A 23,616-nucleotide genomic window follows, 5' to 3' on the forward strand; every position below is an offset into this window, starting at 1 on the left:
ACGGTAAAGATATTCCCACTGTTACGAGATAATAATGAGGGAGGTAACGCACTAATGAAGGATGAAGATACTTCCGAAAGACAAGCGGAATAAACAACACAGAACAAAACAGACGTAACCCCAAAGTCTCATAAGGCTGAGGGTAGAGGGTACTCCAGATATAGTAATAGAGAGGAAATCCTATAACCCCCATGCTACTAATAAATGTAAGGTTAGGTTCTATATGTTGGTATATTTTTTTGATAGCACTCATGGGTTTTCTAGCCTAAACCGAACAAATTGTCTTCTTGTTGTCTGTTAGATTACGGTCGCAGTATCAGTAATACGATAGTCTAACTTTAGTATTGTATAACGGTAGACTACCTGATTATACATCGAAGAGAAATGCCCTTTTGTCTTAAGCAAGTGCGTTATATGGATTTTGTAGAATATGGTGATGGTCAGTTGTGGACTATTGATGATAATCATTCTGTATTGTCATGTGATTGTAACGCATTGAATTTAATTTAATTAATCATATTTTTGGGTGTATTCTGTGCTGTTGTTGTGTGGTGCTTTGCTCAGTTGTTGTGGGGTCAACCGTTGTGTTTAGATATCACCCATGTTTTTATCAATACCAAATGAAGATGAAGGGATAATCAAGGTGACGATTCAATTGCAAACCCAACGATTAACAATGAGACAGATTAATATAACGGATTGGGATTTTTTTCACGCTTTGCAAACCGACCCAACAACGATCAAATACTGCTTTAACCGACGAACAGAGGCCCAAATCAGGGCGCGATTCGAATCTCGTTTACCACCGTGGACCCCAGCGTCCGATTTCTGGTTATGTCTTATGTTACAAGAAATATCGTCGAATCAGCTTGTCGGTCTTACCGGATTTCATTTGCAGAATCATGTGGCCGAGCTGGGTTATATGATTGCGCCGGAGGCCTGTGGTCAGGGTTATGCGACAGAGTCTTTAAATGGCCTGCTTGAGTTTGCTGACAACTGTGGTATCAAAAATTTTCAAGCCAATGTCACTCAGGGGAATTATGCCTCTGAACGTGTCCTGTTAAAATGTGGTTTCCACTGTGCTGAGGTGGTCAAGCAAGATGTCGAAATCGGTGGAACGCTGTATGACGATCTGATTTACCGTAAGTAAGATGAGCGGTGTACCTCAAATATGAAGTCACGCAAGACTCAAAACAGCATACAGACAAAAGGCGAACCCAACGGTTCGCCTTTTGTTATTCAAGTTAGTTTCCAACTTGGTTATCGGTTTTCAACTCGGTTATCTGTGATCAACAACCCAACCTTACCCCGCATAATCACTGACGGGCGGGCAGCTACAGATTAGATTGCGGTCGCCATAGACATTATTGACCCGATTCACTGTCGGCCAGTATTTTGCCGCTTGAGTGTGTGGGGTCGGGAAGCAAGCAAGCGTTCTGCTGTAGGGATGTTGCCACTCTGCTGCTGCCAAGTCTGCCTGTGTATGAGGGGCGTTGACCAGAGGATTATCCTCAAGTGGCCACACACCGGAAACAACTTGGTCGATTTCACCGCGGATTGCGATCATCGCGTCACAGAATCGGTCCAGCTCAGCCAAATCTTCTGATTCTGTCGGTTCTATCATCAATGTACCCGCGACCGGGAATGACATCGTCGGCGCATGGAAACCATAATCCATCAATCGCTTGGCAATATCTTCTTCTGAAATGCCTGATGCTTCTTTGATCGGGCGAATGTCGATAATACATTCATGGGCGACGCGGCCATTATCTCCCCGGTACAGAATCGGGTAGTGGGCACTGAGTCTTTCCATGACATAGTTGGCATTCAGAATCGCGAGCTGGGTGGCTTCGGTTAATCCTTCCGCACCCATCATCGTAATATACGCCCAAGAGATTGGCAGAATGGATGCACTGCCTAAATCGGCCGCCGCAACGGCATGTTGCTTGCCTTCAATGCCGGACTCGATATGGCCGGGTAGAAAGGGTGCCAGATGAGATTTGACACCAATCGGTCCGACGCCAGGTCCACCACCACCGTGCGGAATACAGAAGGTTTTATGCAGGTTCAAGTGGGAGACATCCGAGCCGATAAATCCGGGGCTGGTGAGTCCGACCTGTGCGTTCATGTTTGCGCCATCGAGGTAAACTTGACCACCGATAGCATGAATCATGTTACACACCTCCCGGACATGGTTCTCGTAAACACCATGTGTTGAAGGGTAAGTAATCATGATGCAGGAAATTTCTTGTTGATATCGGTCGATTTTGGCTTTGAGATCGGACAGATCAATATTCCCGTCTTGGTCACAGGCAACGACAACGACATCCAGTGACACCATCGCTGCTGATGCCGGATTGGTCCCGTGGGCGGAACTGGGAATCAAACAAATATGGCGGTTATTTTCACCACGGCTCTGATGATAACGCTGAATCGCAAGCAGCCCGGTATATTCACCGGAAGCTCCGGAGTTGGGTTGCAGCGAGAACGCGTCATAGCCAGTAATGGCACATAGCTTGGCTTTCAGGTCTTCAGCAAGCTCAGTATATCCTGCGGCCTGATCTTTCGGCGCAAAAGGGTGGATTTGACTGAATTCAGGCCAAGTGATGGGAATCATCTCGGATGAAGCGTTCAGTTTCATGGTGCAGCTACCCAGTGGAATCATGCCGTGGGTGAGCGAGAAATCCTTATTTTCTAATGTCTTCAGATAACGCATCATCAGTGTTTCACTGTGATAACGATGGAAAACCGGATGTGTTAAATACGCGGATTCTCTGCGACAGGATAAAGGAATCGCTGCATATTCGTCAGATGCAATATCCGTAGAAATTATTTCAGGGTCAGCCTGAATGTTGAATACGGTAAACAGTTTTTGGATATCATCCAGCGTCGTGGTTTCATCAAAGCTGATGCCAAGTGCTCGCTCGTAGCGACGCAGGTTGAGTCCGGCTTGCTGTGCATTCTGATACAGGGCTTCGGTTTGGCTGTCAGTATCAATCGTCAGGGTGTCAAAAAATGTCTGATGGCGCAGTTTGTAACCCTGTAACGTTAGTCCGGCTGCCATGATGGCTGTCAGGTGGTGTGTTCTGCGGGCAATGGTTTTCAGGCCTTCCGGACCATGGTATATCGCATAAAACACGGCCATGTTGGCGAGTAATGCTTGCGCTGTACAAATATTCGACGTCGCTTTTTCCCGGCGAATATGCTGCTCCCGTGTTTGCATCGCCATGCGTAATGCCGGTTGTTCTTTGGCATCTACAGAGACACCGATGATTCTGCCGGGCATGGTGCGTTTGTATTGATCGCGGGTTGCCATAAATGCAGCATGGGGACCACCGTATCCCATGGGTACACCAAACCGTTGGGAAGAGCCGATAACGATATCGGCACCCATTTCACCAGCGGGTTTGAGTAAGGTGCTGGCCAGCAGATCGGTCGCTACTGCGACTAAGGTTTTATTGTGATGAGCCGCTTCGATCATTGGTGTTAAATCGTCGATTTCACCGGTTGTCGTCGGGTATTGTAATAAAGCACCGAATACGTCTTGCTGGGGGAGTTCGCTCACCGGCAGCACGACGACTTCAAAATTCATGAATTCAGCGCGGTTTCTGACGACTTCAATGGTCTGTGGGTGGACATGATCCGCGATAAAGAAGCGTTGGCTTTTGCTTTTTCCGGCTCTTTTACATAATGCCATTGCTTCAGCCGCAGCGGTTGCTTCATCTAATAATGATGCATTCGCGATGTCCATGCCGGTTAAGTCGATGATCATCTGCTGGAAGTTAAGCAGTGATTCGAGACGGCCTTGCGAAATCTCAGGCTGGTAAGGCGTGTACGCCGTATACCAGCCGGGATTTTCTAAAACATTACGTTGAATGACACTGGGTGTCAGCGTGCCATAGTAGCCTTGGCCGATAAAACTGCGGGCAATTTGGTTTTTGCCGGCGATGCGTTTTAATGCCGCGAGCATGTCTGCTTCGCTCTGTGGTTCAGGTAACGAGAGTGATTGGTTCAGACGGATGTCAGCCGGAACCGTTTCGCTGATGAGTGTTGCGAGGCTTTCAGCGCCAATGGTCTTCAGCATCATTGCTTGTTCCCGCTGGCGCGGGCCGTTGTGACGTGTTGCGAATTCTGTTTGAGAAGAAAGGTTGCGCAGTAGTTGAGTCATAATTCCTTACCGTGACCACAAAAGGGTATCCGTTGATACAAGCTGAACTCAGGATATAAAAAAGCTGCGCACAAGGGATGTAGGCAGCTTTTATTGATCAGTCTTCCAGTGTATTGAGATATTCTGCTTCGTCTTTTAGATCATCCAATTCCGTTGGATCCGTCATGCGGATTTTAGCAATCCATCCCCCTTCGTACGGTTCTTCGTTAATCAGCTCAGGGTTATCTCCGAGATCATCATTGACTTCAATGATGATGCCGCTAACCGGGGAATAGATATCAGATGCCGCTTTAACGGACTCGACCAATGAAAAGTTGTCGCCAGCATCCACGTCACTATCAACATCAGGGAGTTCAACATATACGACATCACCTAACATTTCTTGTGCGTGTTCTGAAATGCCGACGGTAACAGTCCCGTCACCGTGATTGAGAACCCATTCGTGACTGTCGGTAAACTTCAGCGTGTTATCCATGCATTTATCTCCAAAAATCGATTATAACTAGTGATCAGAGCGTCACCGGATTCAGATTGTATGCCTGAAAATCTGTAAAAAATCAGAGCATGACGACAAAACATTATGAAAAACAACATCTGCTTTAGGTGTCATTCATCGATTGTCAATCATCCGGAATCATCGGGTGTCCGACTCTTCCCATAGCGTAGCCAATTTGGATGATGTTACTAAGTCGTCTCTGTAAAAATAAGTCATCTCTGTAAAAATCCGGATCATATGTGGCTAACATTACCTGTTGAGAGAATAGTAAGCAATAAAAATTTCTTATAGGAAACTAGTTTTCTTGCTAGTATGTAAGCAAGTCGTCATCAGATGTCGTTTCGGTGAGATTTACCAGAGACCGAGACCATCATGTGAATGGGAAACCATCGCACCTGAAGGCAACAATATTGATAGCGATGACTCGGTTCCTGTGGGAACGGTCATTGAGGTTTACTCGAGGAGACACTATGGGAAAAAGTACGCTGGATGATAATCCTGCCTTAATTTTAACGCAGGAATCTCAGGAAAATAATATCGACCCGCTTCGATTAGGGCAGCGTATTAAAGATATTCGTCTTGAACTCGGTTTAACGTTAGAAGAAGCCAGTCAAAAGACCGGATTGGCGAGGTCGACGCTGAGTAAAATTGAGAATGAGCAAATTTCGCCGACGTTTCAGGCGATGCAAAAATTAGCACATGGCTTAGATATCGGGATGCCACAACTATTTGAACCACCGAAGAAAGTTGTGGCGACGGGGCGCAGAGATATCACTCTGGCAGAGCAGGGGAAACCGCATCCGACCTCCACATATGAACATGAATTGCTGGCGACTCAGTTATCAGGGAAGAAGATGACTCCGTTTAAGACTCGGGTCCGGGCAAGAGTGTTTGAGGAATATGGGGATTGGGTTCGGCACGATGGTGAAGAGTTTCTGCTGGTGCTTGAAGGCTCGGTGATGCTGTATACCGAGTTTTATGAACCGATAACCCTGAATGTGGGTGACAGTGTTTACTATGATGCCAACATGGGGCATGTATTAACGTCTGTCAGCGATTCTGATGCGCTGATTTTATGGGTCACGGCAAAATAATCAATCTGAACGTATGTTAATTAAGTTTCGTATAGGAAACTTAATTAACATACCCAATGAAAGTCTGCTTTATCGGGCAAACCGGATGTATGAAAAGGGAGAGCCACATGTCATCTGAACAAGAGAACCAGTCGCTGTTAAGAACGCCGTTGTATGCTTTACATCAAGAGTTTGGTGCAAAGATGGTACCATTTGCCGGTTATGAAATGCCGGTTCAGTATCCTTTAGGGGTAAAGAAAGAACATTTACACACCCGTGCTGCTGCCGGTCTGTTCGATGTTTCCCACATGGGACAGATTTGCCTAAAGGGCGAGGGGGCTGCATTGGCGCTGGAATCACTGGTGCCTGTCGATATTGTTGATCTGCCGGTCGGTAAACAGCGGTATGGTTTTTTGACGAATGAAAATGGTGGGATCCTTGATGATTTAATGATCGCCAATTTAGGTGATTGTCTGTTTGTGGTCATCAATGCTGCCTGTAAACAGCAGGATATTGCGCATCTAAAACAGCATTTGCCTGCGGATCTGATTTTGGAAGAGATGAATGATCAGGCACTACTGGCATTGCAAGGGCCTCTGGCTGTCAGCGTATTATCACAACTGGCTCCGGTAGTGGCAGACATGCATTTTATGGATGTTCGTCGTGTGTCGTTGTTGGATATCGAATGTATTGTGAGTCGTAGTGGCTATACCGGTGAAGATGGTTATGAAATTTCTGTTCCGGCCGATCAGGCGGAACGACTGGCCCATCATCTTCTGACATTCGATGAGGTTGCTCCGATTGGTCTTGGGGCTCGTGATTCGCTACGGCTGGAATGCGGTTTGTGTCTTTATGGTCATGACTTGGATGAGACGACGACGCCTGTGGAAGCCAGTTTAGTCTGGGCAATCAGTCCGGTTCGACGAAGTGGCGGTGCCAGAGCCGGTGGATTTCCCGGGGCCGCTGTGATTCTGGAGCAGATTGATCAGCAATCAGCAAAACGCAAGCGTGTCGGGTTGGTTGGACAAACCAAAGCACCGGTTCGGGAAGGCACGGTATTATTTAACCAGCAAGGGCAAGAGATTGGTATTGTGACCAGCGGCACGTCAGGGCCAACGGCCGGACAGCCTGTTTCGATGGGATATATTGTTCGTGAGAGTGCCTCGCTCGGCACTGAAATTTACGCGGAGGTGCGTGGTAAGATGCTGCCGATGACGGTGACCAAAATGCCGTTTGTGCCTCAACGTTATTATCGGGGCAAGTGATTTTATTGCATTGAAATTACAATTGAAATGGGGGAATACGTCAGGTGTTTCCCTGTTTTAGACACAAGTCATGTGGCATTGATTGTCATCAAGATACGGTGTTTTTTGCCGGAACGACGGAGATCAAAGTTGTTGGTCGTCCTGTGTTAAGACTGGCATCCCCATCACGCCGGATGGGTTGTAGTACATGGCTGCTGCAATCGATAAAGGCTTTGCAAACCAGTAACCTTGCAGGTGAGAGGCCCCCATCGCGTGGAATTGGTGTAACATTTTACTGTCTTCAATGCCTTCAATGACGACACTGATCTGCTCTTTCCGACATAATTTGATTAAAAATTCCAGAAACTGGCAAGAATTATCATTTTTCATGGTCTTCATTGAGAAGTATCGGTCTATCTTGATTTGATCAAATGGTAGGTCAAAAAAGCTGTGGATAGAGCTAAAACCTGCCCCAAAATCATCCAGAGACAATAAAAAACCAAGCTCATTGAGTCGGTTGATTTGTTGAAGCGCATATTTATGTTCATCGAGAATCACGGTTTCAGTTAATTCGAGAATAATTGTCCCTGGGGTCAGTCCGGCTTCTGAGGTAATGCGTAACATCTCATCGGGAAAGTTACTGTTCAATAACTGTAATACCGAGACATTGACGTTTACCCGAACGGAAGTTTGGTTCATGGTGTTATAGTGATTGATGAATTGGCACGCCTTTTCAAAGACTTGATAACCTAACTCAACAATGAGCCCTTTATTTTCAGCCACGGGGATGAACTCATCCGGATAAATGTTACCGTAATCTTTAGTGGGCCATCTGACTAACGCTTCGAAACTGGAGACTTTTCCTGTCGTGGTATCAATGATGGGTTGATATTTGACGGACAGACTTTTGTTTCTTAGCGCACATTTTAAACCGCTTTCAATATAAAAGTAGCGATCGACTTTCTGTTGCGTATGACCTTCATACAATTCGATCTGAGACTGACTTTGTTCACTGGCGAACGCGCACGTTCTAAAAGCAATGCTCAGGATTTCTTCACTTTCCAGCTGATGGTCACAATCAGGGTAAATTCCAAGGCTCATACCGTTGGCAAAGAGGGTATTTTGTTGTGTCATGCAAGTCTGATAACGGTGCACGAATTGAGTACACATCATTTTGAGAGAAGTATGTGACACCGCATCTCTGAATAGTACTGCGTAGGTATCCAAACTCACTCGATAAAGTGTTGCATGATCTTGAGGAAAGACTTGAGCTGCTGATTTGACATTGGTGATGACATTTTTGAGGAGATCGGAACCGTATTCGATCAAGTAGGATTGCAACTCATGAATTCGGATGTAAATGACTGAAAAGACGTTGTCTGATGATTGAACGAGTAAATCCAGATCTAACAGGAGTTTTCTGAGATTGAATAGGGCAGAACTATCATCATAAAAAGCGGCTTCCTTGAGATAGGTTTCCATCATTTTTTTATCAGAGATGTCTCGGTGACTCCCGACGATGTAAGTTTCACCGCGCTCGGTCAAACAGACCGCACTCCCTTCGATCCATAAGTAATCTCCGTCAGTTTTTCTTACCCGATATTGATTGAGTATCCGTTGTTCAAACTTATCGATATGCGCGTTGACTCGGTTAATCAATAATTCCTGATCGTCAGGGTGAACAAGCGCATACCATGCGGAGGCATGAATCGTGGGAGACTGAATACCAAACTGGACATAAAAATCAGGGTTGTAGAATGTCAGCAAGCCTTCTGCATCCATATGGAATATTCCCTCATTAAACACATCGAAAATATGAATGAGGCGTGTTTTATATTCATTGTTGGGCGGCTGAACTTGCAACACCGCTTCCCCCAAGTCTTTTTGCATGAAATTGAAGGCTCCTTGACGCCAGTCTATATGCTCATCAATATTATTTATCTAAATGGGTCATACCGGTTTCATTGATATCAATAAGAATCAATGATCGAGCTATCCTGTCAGGATGAAGAAAAGCGTGAAGTTTGTTACATATTTTCATTATCTACAAGTCACTTGCACAGTGTTATTCCTCATATTTCGGCTTGTCTTACTGGTCTGATTCCGGCGACATTTGATAGGCTTTTGTCCCCCATAGTGGGACCGTTGATATACTGTGTTTGAAGCTGCCCGAAGTCTCTTTGGTTGAGTAAGAAACATAGATCAACGTTTGTGTCTTCGAATCATAGATTCTTCGCATTTTCATTGACTTAAAGAAAATACTTTTGGACTTTTTGAAAATCACTTCACCTGAATCGGACTTATCAATTTTTGCGATCATTGCAGGCGTAATTTCTCCCGTTTGTCGGCAGGCAATCGATGAGTCTGATGGGTCTGATAAGCTGAGATCAGCTTCAATGCTGGCAATATGACAAGTGACACCGGTCACGATAGGATCAATGAGTTGATTGATTTTGATATCTTGGGTTGTAAATAAACCTAAACTGACATCACCCACTTCGCTGTTATCACAGGCGGTAAGGCCCAGAGAAAGGAGTGATGCGATGAATATATTCTTGAGTCTCATGCTTGGTTTCCAGCCGTCAAATGAGTATGACATCATATCAAGATATTCGGTGATTCCCAAATAAAGTAAGCAGGGAAAGGGATTCGCGTGGGTATGGTGTCCGGATACCACCGTGAAATGATGATGCTCATTGTTGAGGGGGGCGCGACGAGATCAACATGGACACCACTTTTATCCCCTTTTCGGTACAGATTCGAGTAAGATGGTGCATCTCCCTGATATTGAAATGATAGGGTTTTATGAATATTGCACAAATAAAAAACCAGTGGTTATCGGCTCAAGTTGATGTTGCATATCCAACGCCCCAAAGTTTAGCGGGTCGTGATCTTTATCTGGCATCGGTTCAGCAATGCGTATACCAAGATATCGAATTAAAGACGGTGACGGCGTTGATGCCTCAGGATGTATATCACGTTGATTTCCATCGTTTAACGGTCATGTTTGCTCAACTCCAAGCCTCGCAATACCATGCTTCGTCAGAAAAAGAAGCCATTATCGAGTTTTTTACACAAATCATCTATTCTCCGCCCTGTGAATTGTATCTTGGTTTTGAACAGGGCCAACCCGTTGCCGCCGGGATTTTAACTCAGACAGCAACCGATGTGCTGGTGTCGGATTTAGTCATTGTGGAGACTTGTTCCGCTTACGATGTTCCGCTTGATTTTGCATATCAGATTTTACAGCACAGCCAAGTGGATACGGCCGCCTACGCTTGTCGTGTTGAGTTACAGGCATAGACGTGTTGCCTGAGAAAGTCATATATTTTGAGTTCGAAAATAAATTATTTCTTGTCCTCGATCATAAAAGAATGGCTTAAGATTGGTTACAAAATAAAATAAAGTTGAAACATTCAAAAAATGTTGAATAATGGAAGCGTTGATTGTTAGGCGAAGCATTTGCTTCTATATTCATTTGAATACAGGATAAAACCTATGTCGAACTCGTATGTGTTGGTCGTTAATTCAGGTAGTTCATCCCTTAAATTTGCAGTGATTGATACACAAAACGGTGAAGCTATTGTTAGTGGATTAGGTGAGTGTTTCGGGTTACCCGAGGCGGTTATCAGCTGGAAATATCAGGGTGAAAAAACTGAGGAGATGATCGATTATCCTGATAATCATCACCAACATGCGGTTGATCGGATTGTCAAACTGATAGATTCACTTGGATTGAGTGACCAAATCATTGCCGCCGGACACCGGATTGTTCATGGGGGTGAAAAATTCACTTCGACGGTTCGAATCAATGAACAAGTCGTTGACGAAATTGAGCAACTAGCTGAATTGGCACCTCTACATAATCTCGCCCATGGCAAAGGCATTCGTGCCGCGATGAAAGCATTCCCTTCGCTCCCTCAGTTTGCTGTGTTTGATACTGCGTTTCACCAAACCATGCCACCCAAAGCCTACAGATATGCGATTCCGACGGAGCTATATGATAAATATGCGATTCGCCGTTATGGTTTCCATGGCACCAGCCATTATTATGTCAGCCGTGAAGCGGCAAAAATGCTGGATAAAGATATCAATCACACCAATGTTATTTCTGTTCATCTGGGGAATGGGGCATCGGTCTGTGCGATTCAAAACGGGAAGTGTGTTGATACGTCGATGGGATTCACCCCGCAGGCTGGATTGATGATGGGGACGCGCTGTGGTGACATCGATCCGGCTGTAATTGAGTTTTTATTAAAGAAAGGCTGGTCACAAGACCAAGTGTTTGACACCTTATATAAAAAGTCAGGCTTCTTGGGTGTATCCGGCTTTACTTCCGATGTTCGTGGCGTGTTAGAAGCCATGGAGCAGGGCAATGAAGATGCCAAACTTGCTTTTGACGTGTTTACCTATCGCGCTGCAAAATATATTGCTTCGTATATGATTCCGCTTCAGCGTGTTGATGCGATTATATTTACTGGCGGAATTGGTGAAAACGCACTGCCGGTTCGGCGCGAAATTTTGAATGCTTTGCGGGTGTTCGGATTCGTGGAAGATGAAGCCGGTAATGAAGCGGCTCGATTTGGTCAGTCTGGTGTGATTGCTCGCTCTGAAATGTTCAATACTGTTGCGCTGGTGATTCCAACCAACGAAGAATTGGTGATTGTCAAACAGGCAGTTGCATTGTTAGATTAATCTTCCTGAATTTATTGATTCAAGTATTGTCGGCCAACCTTTGATGAGGTTGGCTTTTTTTGTACTCGTTTGCGGACCAACCGTAAGGTATGGACAGCGTGCAATTATTTTTATGAAATATATTCAAAAACATGAAAATCTTTGCAAATATTAGATAGTCCATCCCAGAAATAGCATAATTTTTTGTGACTATTATCAACTTTCCTCGTGCAATATCATTAAGTTAGTTTTTATAACTGTTTGAATTCTAATGGCTTGTCTGAATTATGTTGAATTTTATAGATTAATGTGAATTCTAACGATGTTTTCAGATGTTTCATTGTTTAATATTTTCAATAGTCAAGTGATTTAAAATAAATTCACTTGGCGAGTTTTTTTCAAGACTGTTTTATTCTAATGAATTTTAAGGCACGCGAGTGCCTTTTTTTTACTCATGTGATATTGAAGAGCTGTAATATGAACCTTAATTTAATTGTATCTAGAGTTTATCTGGGGTTTTTTACTATTATTCTAACCATGTTAATTTCAGCGGGTGCATTATTAAATAGTAATCATAAAGTTTCTGCCAATATGGAATTTATGTTGAAACAATCAGCACCATTCATATTACGTTCGGGTGAATTGACGATCAACTATTTGAATATTGATCGTAGCATGATGTCATATCTATCAACGCTATACCCAGAAGATTTAGAACCTTTAAGCAAGTCCATCCATCAATCGATGCAAGATTTCCAGACCAAACTCGCATGGTTTAAGGCGCTTCCTGACCCCGATAATCGTATTGGCGCGTTTATCGAGAAAATAGAATCAACAGCGGTGAAGACCTTTCAAGATATTAATATGACGTTAGATGGGTATAAAAAATATCTGGAAATGAAAGATAAAAATGTCAAACAACGGGCATTACTGCAATCGCTCATTATGCAAATTAATAATAATTTGTTAGAAAATCTTGCCGCAGAAAATCAGCCTGATGCTCGTCAGTCGATTGAAGCACTGCTCACCCAAATCGGCTTACTGGTTGGTGAAGTCAATGAAGCCTTTTCCTTACAAGATGTGATTGAGACGCGTGCATTAGAGCGGCGTTTTAAAATACGGAAAACGCGCCTAGATAAAGCGATTGCAACGTTCCAGTCTGCTTCGCCTACATTCTTTCGTCAAAGTGAAGCACCACTGAAACGACTGGAGCAGCAGGCCTTCTCTGCTGACGGGGCTGTCTCAAAGCATATTGCGACGGTTGAACTGTATGACCAACTGACCGAACAGCAAGATAACGTCAAATTAGATATTGATGCACAATTGAAACATATTGATGATTTTTCAACCTATGCAACTCAAATCGCAGAGCAACGCTATGCTGAGTCAACAGAGCAGGCGAAGGAATCCGTGATTACACTGGCGGTATTATCGGTTGCGTCAGTCGTAATTGCACTCTTGATCGGCATTGTGATCGCGACCATGATTCGCAGACCAAGCAGACGTCTGCAACGCGTACTTGGTCAGGTTGCAGAAAAAGATCTCAGTTCACGTGTCAATTATCAAACTAATAATGAATTTGGCATGTTGTCTAAGGCGGTGAATCTGGTTATCGATGATTTATCCCATATCATTCATCAAATGCGCTCGACAGCGAAGCAACTCAACCATGCTTCTCTCGATAATCAACAGACTAGTGAAGAACTCAGTCTGGCTATTGCAGAACAAACCTCACAAACCGCATTGACGGCCACAGCAATGGAAGAAATTGAGTACACAGTGAACGATATTTCAGAGTCGGTCAGTGAGACGTTATCTATCGCAACCATTGCTGTGAACGGTTCGAATTCAGGGCAGGTATTGATGCAGAAAAATGTTGAGCTATTGAATCATTTATCTCAGCGTTTGAGAGATTCGACCCAAACGATATATCAGTTGGAAAGTTACTGTACCGGTATCGAGTCAATTCTGGACATTATTTCTAATATTTCTTCACAAACGAATCTGCTGGCTTTGAATGCAGCGATTGAGGCGGCAAGAGCCGGAGAACAAGGCCGGGGTTTTTCTGTGGTTGCAGATGAAGTGAGAGGGTTAGCTGAAAAAACCACAGCAAGTACTCAAGAAATACAATCAAAAATTGAACAGCTACAACAAAGCTCAGTCTTAGCGGTGAAACAAATATCAGAATGTGTCGATGATATGGAAAACTGTATCATGCAAACTCAGGATGTCGATGCCTCTTTAAATGAAGTGCATATTAATCTGAATAAAATTGAAGAGCGTAGTCATAAAATATCAGCATCGACGAAACAGCATCAGTTTGCTGCAATTCAAGTCAAAGAAAATATTAATAAGATCCAGACATTGTCTCATCAAAATATGATTCGGTCTGAAAATTTAGCAGAGCAGAGTAAGGCATTAGAACAAATGGCAGAATATCAATCTGAACTCACATCCTCGTTTAAATTATGATAAGCAATTCAATTAGTATTCAATGTGAATAAAATAAATACATTGAATATGTAAGGGTTTTTATGCCATGAATGATAGCAACCGTAATGATGTGAAATGATTTCATGACTTATTAGAAAACTGCAAAGCTTTTCAATTTTTTCTTAATCACTAAATAAATTTCAGGTTTACCGTGATTAATGTCACGCTTAAGTGGCCAATAATCTTGAATACTCCAGTTGTAAGCGATTTCAAGCAGAGGTTCATTTGGTCACGATTAAACATGTATCAGAACGTGCAGGTGTATCACAAGCAACCGTTTCCAGAGTTATCAATGGGTCGACCCGAGTCAGTCGGGAAAAACAGTTAAAAGTTGAAAGAGCCATTAAAGAATTGGGTTATCGTCCCAACTCTATTGCTCAAGCATTGGCTTCTAGCCGTACAGAAAGTATTGGTATTGTTGTCCCCGAATTGGGTGGTCCGTTTTATTCAGGGATATTACAAAGTATTGAAGGACAGTTACGTCAGCTCGGTTATCATGCGGTTATTACCGCAGGGGCAAATACTGAGCAAAGCCAGAAAGATGCCGTTGAATTTCTTTTAGGCCGCCGGGTTGATGCGCTTATTCTTCATACACAACAACTCGATGATGATTATTTAATCATGTTAGAAGAACGCGGGTTGCCGATTATTTTGATTAATCGGGTCGTTCCTGAAATGGTGACCAGTTGCATTGATATCGATAATGAAGCTGGTGGTTTACTTGCGACACAATATTTGATCAAAATGGGACATAAACATATAGCTTGCATTACAGGGCCGTTGAATAAATCTGATGCAAGAGGCCGCTTGCAAGGTTATAGAAAGGCGTTGGAAAATGCCGGGCTGGAATATAACGAAATGTTGGTTTCTGAAGCTGGGTTTACCGAAGAAACAGGGATGAGCTCTATGAAAAAACTGCTCAATCGCGGATGTCCGTTTTCGGCTGTATTTGCCGCGAATGATCATATGGCATTCGGAGCACGTGAAGTGCTGGTATCGGTCGGACTGTCTGTTCCTGATGATATTTCGTTAGTTGGCTTTGACAATATTCTTTTTGCCCGTTATCTCACACCGGGATTAACAACCATTGATTTTCCGATTGAGCAAATGAGCAAAGAAGCAGTAAAACTCGCGATTCATAAACTCAATAAAAATAAATCTGATGTGAATCTTAAACTTGTACCTTCTCTAGTCATTAGAGATTCAGTCAAGAACGTAATAAATACCCTATAAGTTATTTAAGGATAAATGATGAAAATAAAAGCCTTAACACTCACCTCGGTTGTTCTGATGGGAATCGTGTCTGCGCCTTCTTTTTCTGCGGATGCGGATAAGCGTATTCGCTTTGATGGTTTCCCGGATTTTGATAGCAGCCTGAAAGTGATATTGCCTGATTTCGAGAAAAAGACAGGGATTCATGTTGATACCCTCATGAATAACCATGGTGACCATCACACCAAGCTCACCACCAACCTAGCAACAGGCTCGGGTGCCGGTGATGTGATTGTTGTGGATGTCGAGAAGATCGGCCCATTCGTCGCTTCCGGTGGTTTGGTTGATCTGTCTAAAAAATATGGTGCCGATCAGTACCAAGACCGTTTCGCACCTTATGCCTGGTCGCAAGGAAAAGGCAGCGATGGTGATATCTATGGTATGCCGATGGATTTAGGTCCGGGTGTGATGTATTACCGTACCGATATTTTTAAAAAAGCCGGACTCAAAGTTGATGATGTGATCAAAAGCTGGGACTCATACATTGCTGCGGGTGAAAAACTCAAAAAAATGGGTGTTCAGTTAATTCCTTCTGCGGCTGATGTCGCCCAAACTATTATTTTCACCACGGTTCCCGAAGGGGACGGGATTTATTTTGATAAAGACGGCCATTCGCTCGTCACCTCTGAGCGTTTTGTACATGCATTTCAAGTGGCCAAAGAAATTCGTGACAAAGGGTTAGATGGTCGAATTCTGGCTTGGTCAAATGAATGGTATGAAGGCTTCCGTAAAGGGACTTTTGCGACCCAATTGTCAGGCGCTTGGTTACTTGGCCATTTACAGAACTGGATCGCACCGGAAACATCAGGCAAATGGGCGGTCTCGCATTTACCGGATGGCATTTACGGTAGTTGGGGTGGTTCGTTCTTGTCCATTCCTAAACAATCTAAACATCAGGATGAAGCGTGGGAGTTGATTAAGTATATGACGACCAACCGTGCCATCCAGTTGAAGCACTTTGCAACGATTGCTGCCTTCCCTGCCAACGTCACCACATACGATGATGACATGTTTAAAGAGAAAATTGATTTTCTGGGTGGTCAACAAGCTCGGTTGTTATTTGCTGATGTCGCGCGACATATCAAACCGGTTCAACCGTCAAAAGGCGATCATATTGCTCGCTCAATTATTTTCGAAAATGCACTGATGGAAGTGCTTGATGAAAATAAAGACATCAAAACTGCTTTAAAAGAAGCTGAGCGTTTAATTAAACGTCGTACTCGTAATCTTTAATTCATGTATTTGTATGTATACAAGGAAGTCATCTGACTTCCTTGTAAAGAGGTTGTAATTATGAAGCATTCGTCAAGAGATGAAAGTAGAAGCCCATCGGATGAGCGTTTTTTTAGTCGATATTTGAAAGCGCTTACACCCTATGGTTTTTTATTCCCGTTCTTATGTATTTTTTCGGTGTTTGGCGTCTTTCCGCTAGTTTTTTCAGTTTATCTTTCATTTCACGCATGGAACCCTGTTGAAGGTTTAGAGGCGATGAAGTTTGTCGGGTTTGAAAACTATTCAATCGCGTTAACCGACCCGTGGCTTTGGCGTTCACTCGAAAACACATTTTGGCTCGCGATTACTTCTGGTGTCGCACAGCATCTGATCGCGATCCCGGTCGCTTATATTTTGGTCTCAATGGCAGATCGACTCCGCCATTGGTTAACGTCTGCTTATTTTCTGCCTTACATTACTTCTACCGTCGCAGCGTCTCTGATCTTTTTTAATATGTATTCGCCCCATTCAGGCATTATTAATCAGACGCTGACTTCACTGGCTGATAGTTCTTTATTTGGCTGGGCTTTTGCGTGGGTCAATCAATTCCAGCCGATCCGCTGGCTTGATGATGCAACTATGGTGAAACCATCCATCGCGATTATGGTGTTCTGGAAATATACCGGTTTCAATATTGTTTTATATACCACCGGCCTGATGACGATCCCGAAAGATATTTTAGAAGCGGCCCGAATGGATGGTGCCAATGCTATCCGTCGTTTCTGGAGCATCTCACTGCCGATGATTCGTCCTTTTATCTTCTTTGCCGTCACCATGACGATTATCGGCAACTTACAGTTGTTTGAAGAACCATTTGTTCTGACCCGTGGTACGGGTGGTACCGGTCAGTCAGGTTTAACGATTTCAATGTATCTCTACAAAGTGGGCTGGGAATGGTTAGAAATGGGCACCGCTTCTGCAATTTCATGGCTGCTGTTTGCGCTGATTGCGACATGTACTTTGATTCAATTTTTCTTCTTCGGCAAGAAAGGACTGGGGGAACAATAAAATGTTGACGAACTCATTAGAGACAAAACCTTCGGGCCTGAATGCTTTAAAACCGAGTGATACGACTATCGCAGTAATGACCAAATTATTCATGATTGTCTTAGCATTTATTTTAATTGTTTCGGCAATTGTGACGGTTTTCCCGTTTGTTTGGTCAGCGCTGTTATCCACCCGTGACCGGACTGAAATCTTTGGCTCGGGGATTAGTTTTGCGATTGGAGATAGCTTGGCGATCAACTATGCCAAGCTGCAAGAAATCATGCCATTTTGGCAGGCGATGTTTAATTCGATTTATGTTGCCTTCCTCGGCACTGCGATATCGCTGCTCTTTTGTAGCATGGGCGGCTATGCGTTTGGTGTGTTTCAGTTTAAAGGGAAGAAGCTCATGTTCGGCATGCTCGTCGGCTCAATGATGATTCCGCCAGTGCTGAGCCTGATTCCTTATTTCATGATTATTAAGTTTCTTGGTTTGTTAGATAACCACATTGCGGTATGGCTACCGTTTACGACCACCCCCTTCGGGATTTTTCTGATGCGTCAACATATCGTGGCATCAGTGCCGAAAGAGTTGTTAGAAGCGGCGAAACTTGATGGTGCCGGTCAGTTGCGAACTTATTGGAGTGTGGTCTTGCCGTTGATGAAACCGGCTTTGGCAACATTAGCAATCGTTCAGTTTGTCTTCTTCTGGAACATGTTTATGCAGCCTTTGGTGGTACTGACAACACCTGAAAATTACGTCATCACTCAGGCGCTCCGTAGTGTGCAGGGGATCCCGAATACCCCTTGGGGTGCGGTGATGTTGGGGACAACAATTTCGATTCTGCCTCTCGTCGTGACTTACTTGTTTGCGTCTAAACAGATGATTAGCGGGCTCACGTCCGGTGCAGTGAAAGGTTAAGATTTTAAAGGTTATGAGCATGAATAAATACGAACTTCCTCAAGACTCTCAATTACGTCATAAAGATTTTGTTTTTGGTGTAGCAACCTCGTCCTATCAGATTGAAGGGGGTGTTGCTGAAGGCGGACGGACGCCGTCGATATGGGATACATTCTGTAACAAACCCGGCAAAGTGGATAACGGTGATAATGGTGATCAAGCCTGTGACCATTACCATCTTTGGCAACAAGATATCGAAATGATTAGTGATTTAGGCGTCGATGCTTATCGTTTATCGATTGCCTGGCCTCGAATTCTTCCGGAAGACGGCGTCGTCAATCCGCAAGGTTTAGCGTTTTATGAGCAGATTATCGATGCATGCCATGCCCGTGGGATGGCTGTATATGTCACGCTGTATCACTGGGATCTGCCACAATATCTCGAAGATAAAGGGGGCTGGCTTAACCGTGAAACAGCGTATAAGTTTGCTGAGTATGCGGATGTCGTCAGCCGTCATTTTGGCGATAAAATCGAAGTCTATACCACACTCAATGAACCATTTGTAGCCGCATTCTTAGGCTATCGCTGGGGGATTCATGCACCGGGCGTTGTCGGAGAACGTGAAGGTTTCTTAGCTTCTCATCATCTGATGTTAGGACATGGTTTAGCCATGCCAGTGCTGCGTAAGAATGCCCCAAATGCGAAACATGGCGTGGTATTCAGTGCATCACCGGCTTACCCCTTGGATGATAAAGATATCGGTGCTGCAAATTATTCAGATGCTGAAAATTATCAATGGTTTATTGATCCGGTGCTGAAAGGCGAATATCCGGCTTTAATCACGGAACATCAGGCCATGCACATGCCGATGATTCTGGAAGGGGATCTTGAGATCATTTCTGCACCCGTCGATTACATTGGTATCAATTACTATACCCGGAATGTGGTTCGTTATGATGAAAATGGTGAGATCAAAACCGTCCCTCAGCCTGAGAGTGAGCATACCTATATCGGCTGGGAAATGTATCCTCAAGGCCTGACGGATTTACTCGTTCGTTTGAATGAGCGTTATGACAATATTCCCCCCATTTATGTGACTGAGAATGGTGCGGCAACCAATGACACTTGTGTTGATGGTCAAGTCAATGATGAACAACGTGTCCGTTATTTTCAGACGCATCTTGAGGCCATCGATCAGGCGATTAAATCCGGTGTGCGAATCGATGGCTATTTTGCCTGGAGCTTAATGGATAATTTTGAGTGGGCATTTGGTTATCGTCAGCGATTCGGATTGGTTTATGTTGATTATCAGACCCAAGAGAGAACTCTGAAACAAAGCGCTATTGCTTATAAGAATATGCTGTTAGAGCGAGCCGAGGAGAACAAGTAATGGCTAAAGTTGAATTCAGAAACATCAAGAAATCTTTCGGTGATGTGGATGTCGTGAAGCATTTTGACTTCACAGTGAATGATGGTGAGTTCGTTGTATTTCTTGGCCCGTCAGGTTGCGGTAAATCGACGACATTGCGGATGTTGGCCGGGCTTGAAAGTATTACTTCCGGTGATATTTATGTCGGCGATAAACTGATCAATAAAGTGGATGCGAAAGACCGCGATCTCGCCATGGTTTTCCAGAGTTATGCACTCTATCCCCACATGACGGTTTACGAAAATATCGCATTCGCGTTGAAACTCAAAGGGATGGCTAAAAAGGACATCGATACAGAAGTTCGTAAATCCGCAAAAATGCTGGAGTTGGAACCATTACTGGATCGTAAACCGAAAGAGTTATCGGGAGGACAGCGTCAGCGGGTCGCGATGGGACGTGCGATGGTTCGTACACCGAAAGTCTTCTTATTTGATGAGCCACTCTCTAACCTTGATGCGAAATTACGGGGGGTCATGCGTGAAGAGATTAAACAACTTCACCGTGAGCTGAAAACAACGACAATTTATGTCACCCATGACCAGATTGAAGCCATGACTCTCGCGGACCGGATTGTGATCCTGAAAGATGGGTATGTTGCGCAGGTGGGAACGCCAACCGATGTCTTCCAACGGCCTGCCAATAAATTCGTTGCCCAGTTTATCGGTAGCCCATCGATGAACATGTTGGATGCAAAACTCATCAATCAAGGGGAAGCATTTTATATTCAATTGGGTGACAACCTGATTCCACTGCCTGAACGATTTAAAGCCCTCGCTTCGAAAAACCTGGCATTACATTTGGGCGTTCGTCCAACGGACATTCATTTACGTGCACAACATATTGACCATGATCGTGTATTTCCATTCTCCGTGAAAATTAAAGATAAAGAATTACTCGGGGCCAGTATTTTGTTGAAAACTGAAATTGCGGGCCAACCACTTACAGTGGAAACACAAGCGGCTGAAGTGAATACGGATGAATTAGAACTGTATTTGGATCTGGATTCAATTCATTTATTTGATGCATTAAGTGAAAACTCTTTAGCCAGTTAGTGTCGCTATTTTAAATAGAAAGTAGCGTTTCAATCACAATATATTGAAATCAATTGCTCCCTTTTCTAATAAAGGGGGCTAGGGATAGTCATGATGAAATTCGGATATTTTGACGATAAACATAAAGAATATGTTGCTACCACACCCTGTACACCCATCAAATGGTGTAATTATGTAGGAACCTTAAATTTTGGTGGTTTAGTCGATAGTAACGGCGGTATTTTACTCTGTAAGGGTGATCCAGCGCTGAATCGTATCACTAAATATATTACCCAGATGCCAAATGCTGACTTTAAAGGTTCGACATTATATTTAAAGGTTCGCCATCCGAATGGGGAAGTTACGATTTTCTCACCTTTTTATACGCCGACCCTGAAGCCGTTGGATACATTTGAAAATCATACCGGACTGTCTTACACCACTATTATTGCCGAAGCGTATGGTGTGCGATGTGAGAGTACCTTCTTTGTTCCGAAACAAGATCCGGTGTTACTGCAAGATATTAAAATCACCAATATTTCCGGTGATGATTTGCATGTCGATGTCGTTCCGGTGGTTGAATTCACCCATTTTGATGCATTAAAGCAACTGGTCAATGCTGACTGGGTCCCTCAGACGATGATCTTGAAAGCGCATCAACAGGCACAGGGACATACCGTTTTGGAACAGTATGCGTTCATGAAGCGAGACGATGCGGTGAATTTATTGACTGCTGACCGGCCAGCGACGTCATTTGACGGTGATCGCCAGCAATTCCTCGGGAATCGCGGTTATGGGAGTTGGGCGGCGCCTGAAGCATTAAATGGTGCTGAACTGACCAATAGCGAGTGCTTACGCGGGGATAATATCGGGGCATTGAACTTACGTTTAGGCTGGCTGAAGCCACAGCAAACCGAGCGTACCGTTGTCCAGTTGACCCAAATGGAGAGTCTCGATATCGCGCAGCCGATGTTAGAGAAATATCGAGATCATCACGTCGTCGATCAGGCTTTTGCTGAGCTGGGCGAATTCTGGGATGACTACTTGTCGGCCATTCAAGTCACCACACCTGATCCAGCGATGAACTCGATGCTGAATGTGCATAATCCTCGCCAGTGTCATACCACTAAAAACTGGTCTCGCTATTTATCGCTGTATCAGCTTGGCTATGGGGCGCGTGGGATCGGATTCCGCGATTCATCACAGGATATTCTGGGTGTGATGACGCACATGCCTGAAGAAGCCCGGGAATTTATCGAACGTTTACTCTCGGTGCAAAATACCGATGGCTCTGCCATGCATCAATTCTTCCCTTCAACGATGGAAGCCAATGCCGGTGACTCGCGTGAAGAGGAAGACCGCCCGGATTATTACGGGGATGACCACTTGTGGATCGTTTTTGCTGTCACTCAATATGTCAAAGAAACCGGCAATGCAGATTTCCTCAATCAAACCATTCCTTACTATCAAAAAGATAAGCAGGGCAAGCCGCTTGAAATGGGAACGGTATGGGATCATCTCTGCCGCGCGATTGCGTTTACCCAAACGCATACCGGTCAACATGGTTTGCCACTTCTGGGCTTTGCGGACTGGAACGACACGGTGAATTTACCGACCGGGGCTGAGTCACTGATGGTCGCCAATATGTACGGTAAAGCGTTATTGGATATGCTCGATCTGTGTCAACTGCGTGGTGAAGCATCGCTCGCACAGCGCTATCAAGATCAATATCAACAGATGCAACACATCGTCAATCAGCATGGCTGGGACGGGGCGTGGTTTGTCCGTTACTTTGATGAAAAAGGGGCACCGATCGGATCGCATACCAATGCCCAAGGACAGATCTATACCAATGGACAAAGCTGGCCGGTGATTTCTGGGTTTGCAACGCCTGAACGTGCCACGCAAGCGCTCGATGCCGTCTATACAAAATTAAATACAGCCAATGGGATTAAGCTTTCGACACCCGGATATAACGGCTTTTCACCCGAGTTGGGTGGGGTATCTACGTATCCACCCGGAGCGAAAGAGAATGGCGGGATTTTCCTGCATGCGAACCCATGGATGATGATTGCTGAAACCAAGGTCGGCAATGGTGATCGCGCTTACCAGTATTATCGACAAATTAATCCGGCTTCTAAGAATGATCAGGTCGAGGTTTTTGAGTCCGAGCCTTACTGTTACCCGCAAAATATATTGGGAGACGAGCATCCGCAATTTGGTTTAGGCCGTAATGCATGGCTGTCCGGGACTTCATCATGGACCTACGTCGCCGGTACGCAGTGGATTTTGGGGATTCGCCCTGAAATTGATGGTTTACGCGTTGATCCTTGTATTCCCCGTGATTGGCCGGAATTTTCCGTGCAACGAAAATTCCGGGGGGCAATTTATCAAATTCACGTCGTCAACCCGCATCAAGTCAACCAAGGTGTAACGGAGATGCGTGTCGATGGTGTTGTCATTCAAGGCAACAAAGCACCGGTATTTACTGATGGTGTGCATCACATCGAGATTACGTTAGGTCAATGATATTAGACGAATGATAAATAAAGGGCACCTCGGTGTGCCCTTCCATCTCA

At 44.3% G+C, this 23,616-nt stretch carries 17 protein-coding genes; 13 read left to right on the forward strand and 4 right to left on the reverse strand.

The features are described 5' to 3' along the window. The first annotated feature begins 676 nt into the window (after positions 1 to 676). Entirely contained in the window at positions 677 to 1,150 is a 474-nt protein-coding gene (locus BSQ33_RS16450) for a GNAT family N-acetyltransferase (protein WP_232472012.1), read from the forward strand. A 153-nt stretch (positions 1,151 to 1,303) separates the two neighbouring features. Here the strand turns inward: BSQ33_RS16450 and gcvP are convergent, their stop codons facing one another. Beyond that, complete coding sequence (gcvP, locus tag BSQ33_RS16455; protein WP_088134695.1) at positions 1,304 to 4,168, reverse strand: aminomethyl-transferring glycine dehydrogenase; 2,865 nt, start codon at positions 4,166 to 4,168, stop codon at positions 1,304 to 1,306. Between the two features lie 97 nt (positions 4,169 to 4,265). After that, positions 4,266 to 4,643 carry a glycine cleavage system protein GcvH gene (gene gcvH, locus BSQ33_RS16460; protein ID WP_088134696.1) on the reverse strand — a complete coding sequence of 126 codons (378 nt, stop codon included), beginning with the start codon at positions 4,641 to 4,643 and terminating at the stop codon, positions 4,266 to 4,268. Positions 4,644 to 5,134: 491 nt separating this feature from the next. Here gcvH and BSQ33_RS16465 point away from each other — a divergent pair, with 491 nt between their 5' ends. Further along, positions 5,135 to 5,758, forward strand: coding sequence for a helix-turn-helix domain-containing protein (locus BSQ33_RS16465; protein ID WP_021019192.1), 624 nt, complete (start codon positions 5,135 to 5,137; stop codon positions 5,756 to 5,758). 107 nt (positions 5,759 to 5,865) lie between these two features. Beyond that, positions 5,866 to 7,002 carry a glycine cleavage system aminomethyltransferase GcvT gene (gcvT, locus tag BSQ33_RS16470; RefSeq protein WP_088134697.1) on the forward strand — a complete coding sequence of 379 codons (1,137 nt, stop codon included), beginning with the start codon at positions 5,866 to 5,868 and terminating at the stop codon, positions 7,000 to 7,002. A 123-nt stretch (positions 7,003 to 7,125) separates the two neighbouring features. Here gcvT and BSQ33_RS16475 read toward each other — a convergent pair whose 3' ends face one another. Both BSQ33_RS16475 and BSQ33_RS16480 read right to left on the reverse strand, forming a co-directional pair. Continuing rightward, positions 7,126 to 8,871, reverse strand: a complete 1,746-nt coding sequence (locus BSQ33_RS16475) for an EAL domain-containing protein (protein ID WP_021019194.1) — start codon at positions 8,869 to 8,871, stop codon at positions 7,126 to 7,128. A gap of 199 nt (positions 8,872 to 9,070) precedes the next feature. Continuing rightward, on the reverse strand, positions 9,071 to 9,547 hold the full coding sequence (locus BSQ33_RS16480) for a CreA family protein (protein ID WP_021019195.1): 477 nt from the start codon (positions 9,545 to 9,547) through the stop codon (positions 9,071 to 9,073). Between the two features lie 239 nt (positions 9,548 to 9,786). Between BSQ33_RS16480 and BSQ33_RS16485 the strand changes: the two genes are divergently transcribed. From BSQ33_RS16485 to BSQ33_RS16530, 10 genes are all read left to right on the forward strand, one after another. Then, positions 9,787 to 10,284, forward strand: coding sequence for a flavodoxin (locus BSQ33_RS16485; protein ID WP_088134698.1), 498 nt, complete (start codon positions 9,787 to 9,789; stop codon positions 10,282 to 10,284). A gap of 195 nt (positions 10,285 to 10,479) precedes the next feature. Beyond that, a complete protein-coding gene (locus tag BSQ33_RS16490; protein ID WP_021019197.1) occupies positions 10,480 to 11,676 on the forward strand; it encodes an acetate/propionate family kinase in 1,197 nt (398 codons plus the stop codon). A gap of 456 nt (positions 11,677 to 12,132) precedes the next feature. Further along, entirely contained in the window at positions 12,133 to 14,127 is a 1,995-nt protein-coding gene (locus BSQ33_RS16495) for a methyl-accepting chemotaxis protein (protein ID WP_198298216.1), read from the forward strand. 246 nt (positions 14,128 to 14,373) lie between these two features. Further along, positions 14,374 to 15,381: a LacI family DNA-binding transcriptional regulator gene (locus tag BSQ33_RS16500; RefSeq protein ID WP_088134700.1), complete on the forward strand. Its 1,008-nt coding sequence runs from the start codon at positions 14,374 to 14,376 to the stop codon at positions 15,379 to 15,381. Between the two features lie 18 nt (positions 15,382 to 15,399). Then, positions 15,400 to 16,653, forward strand: a complete 1,254-nt coding sequence (locus BSQ33_RS16505) for an ABC transporter substrate-binding protein (RefSeq protein WP_021019200.1) — start codon at positions 15,400 to 15,402, stop codon at positions 16,651 to 16,653. 60 nt (positions 16,654 to 16,713) lie between these two features. After that, positions 16,714 to 17,700 carry a carbohydrate ABC transporter permease gene (locus tag BSQ33_RS16510; protein WP_021019201.1) on the forward strand — a complete coding sequence of 329 codons (987 nt, stop codon included), beginning with the start codon at positions 16,714 to 16,716 and terminating at the stop codon, positions 17,698 to 17,700. A gap of 1 nt (position 17,701) precedes the next feature. Next, positions 17,702 to 18,598 (forward strand): carbohydrate ABC transporter permease, encoded by an 897-nt coding sequence (locus BSQ33_RS16515; RefSeq protein ID WP_021019202.1) that lies wholly within the window; start codon positions 17,702 to 17,704, stop codon positions 18,596 to 18,598. 19 nt (positions 18,599 to 18,617) lie between these two features. Further along, positions 18,618 to 19,967 carry a GH1 family beta-glucosidase gene (locus BSQ33_RS16520; RefSeq protein WP_088134701.1) on the forward strand — a complete coding sequence of 450 codons (1,350 nt, stop codon included), beginning with the start codon at positions 18,618 to 18,620 and terminating at the stop codon, positions 19,965 to 19,967. Continuing rightward, positions 19,967 to 21,058 carry an ABC transporter ATP-binding protein gene (locus tag BSQ33_RS16525; protein WP_021019204.1) on the forward strand — a complete coding sequence of 364 codons (1,092 nt, stop codon included), beginning with the start codon at positions 19,967 to 19,969 and terminating at the stop codon, positions 21,056 to 21,058. The genes BSQ33_RS16520 and BSQ33_RS16525 overlap by 1 nt, the downstream gene beginning before the upstream one ends. A gap of 90 nt (positions 21,059 to 21,148) precedes the next feature. Then, entirely contained in the window at positions 21,149 to 23,566 is a 2,418-nt protein-coding gene (locus BSQ33_RS16530) for a GH36-type glycosyl hydrolase domain-containing protein (RefSeq protein ID WP_088134702.1), read from the forward strand. The last annotated feature ends 50 nt before the right edge of the window (positions 23,567 to 23,616 follow it).

The sequence above is a fragment of the Vibrio gazogenes genome (genome assembly GCF_002196515.1).
Classification (GTDB): domain Bacteria; phylum Pseudomonadota; class Gammaproteobacteria; order Enterobacterales; family Vibrionaceae; genus Vibrio; species Vibrio gazogenes_A.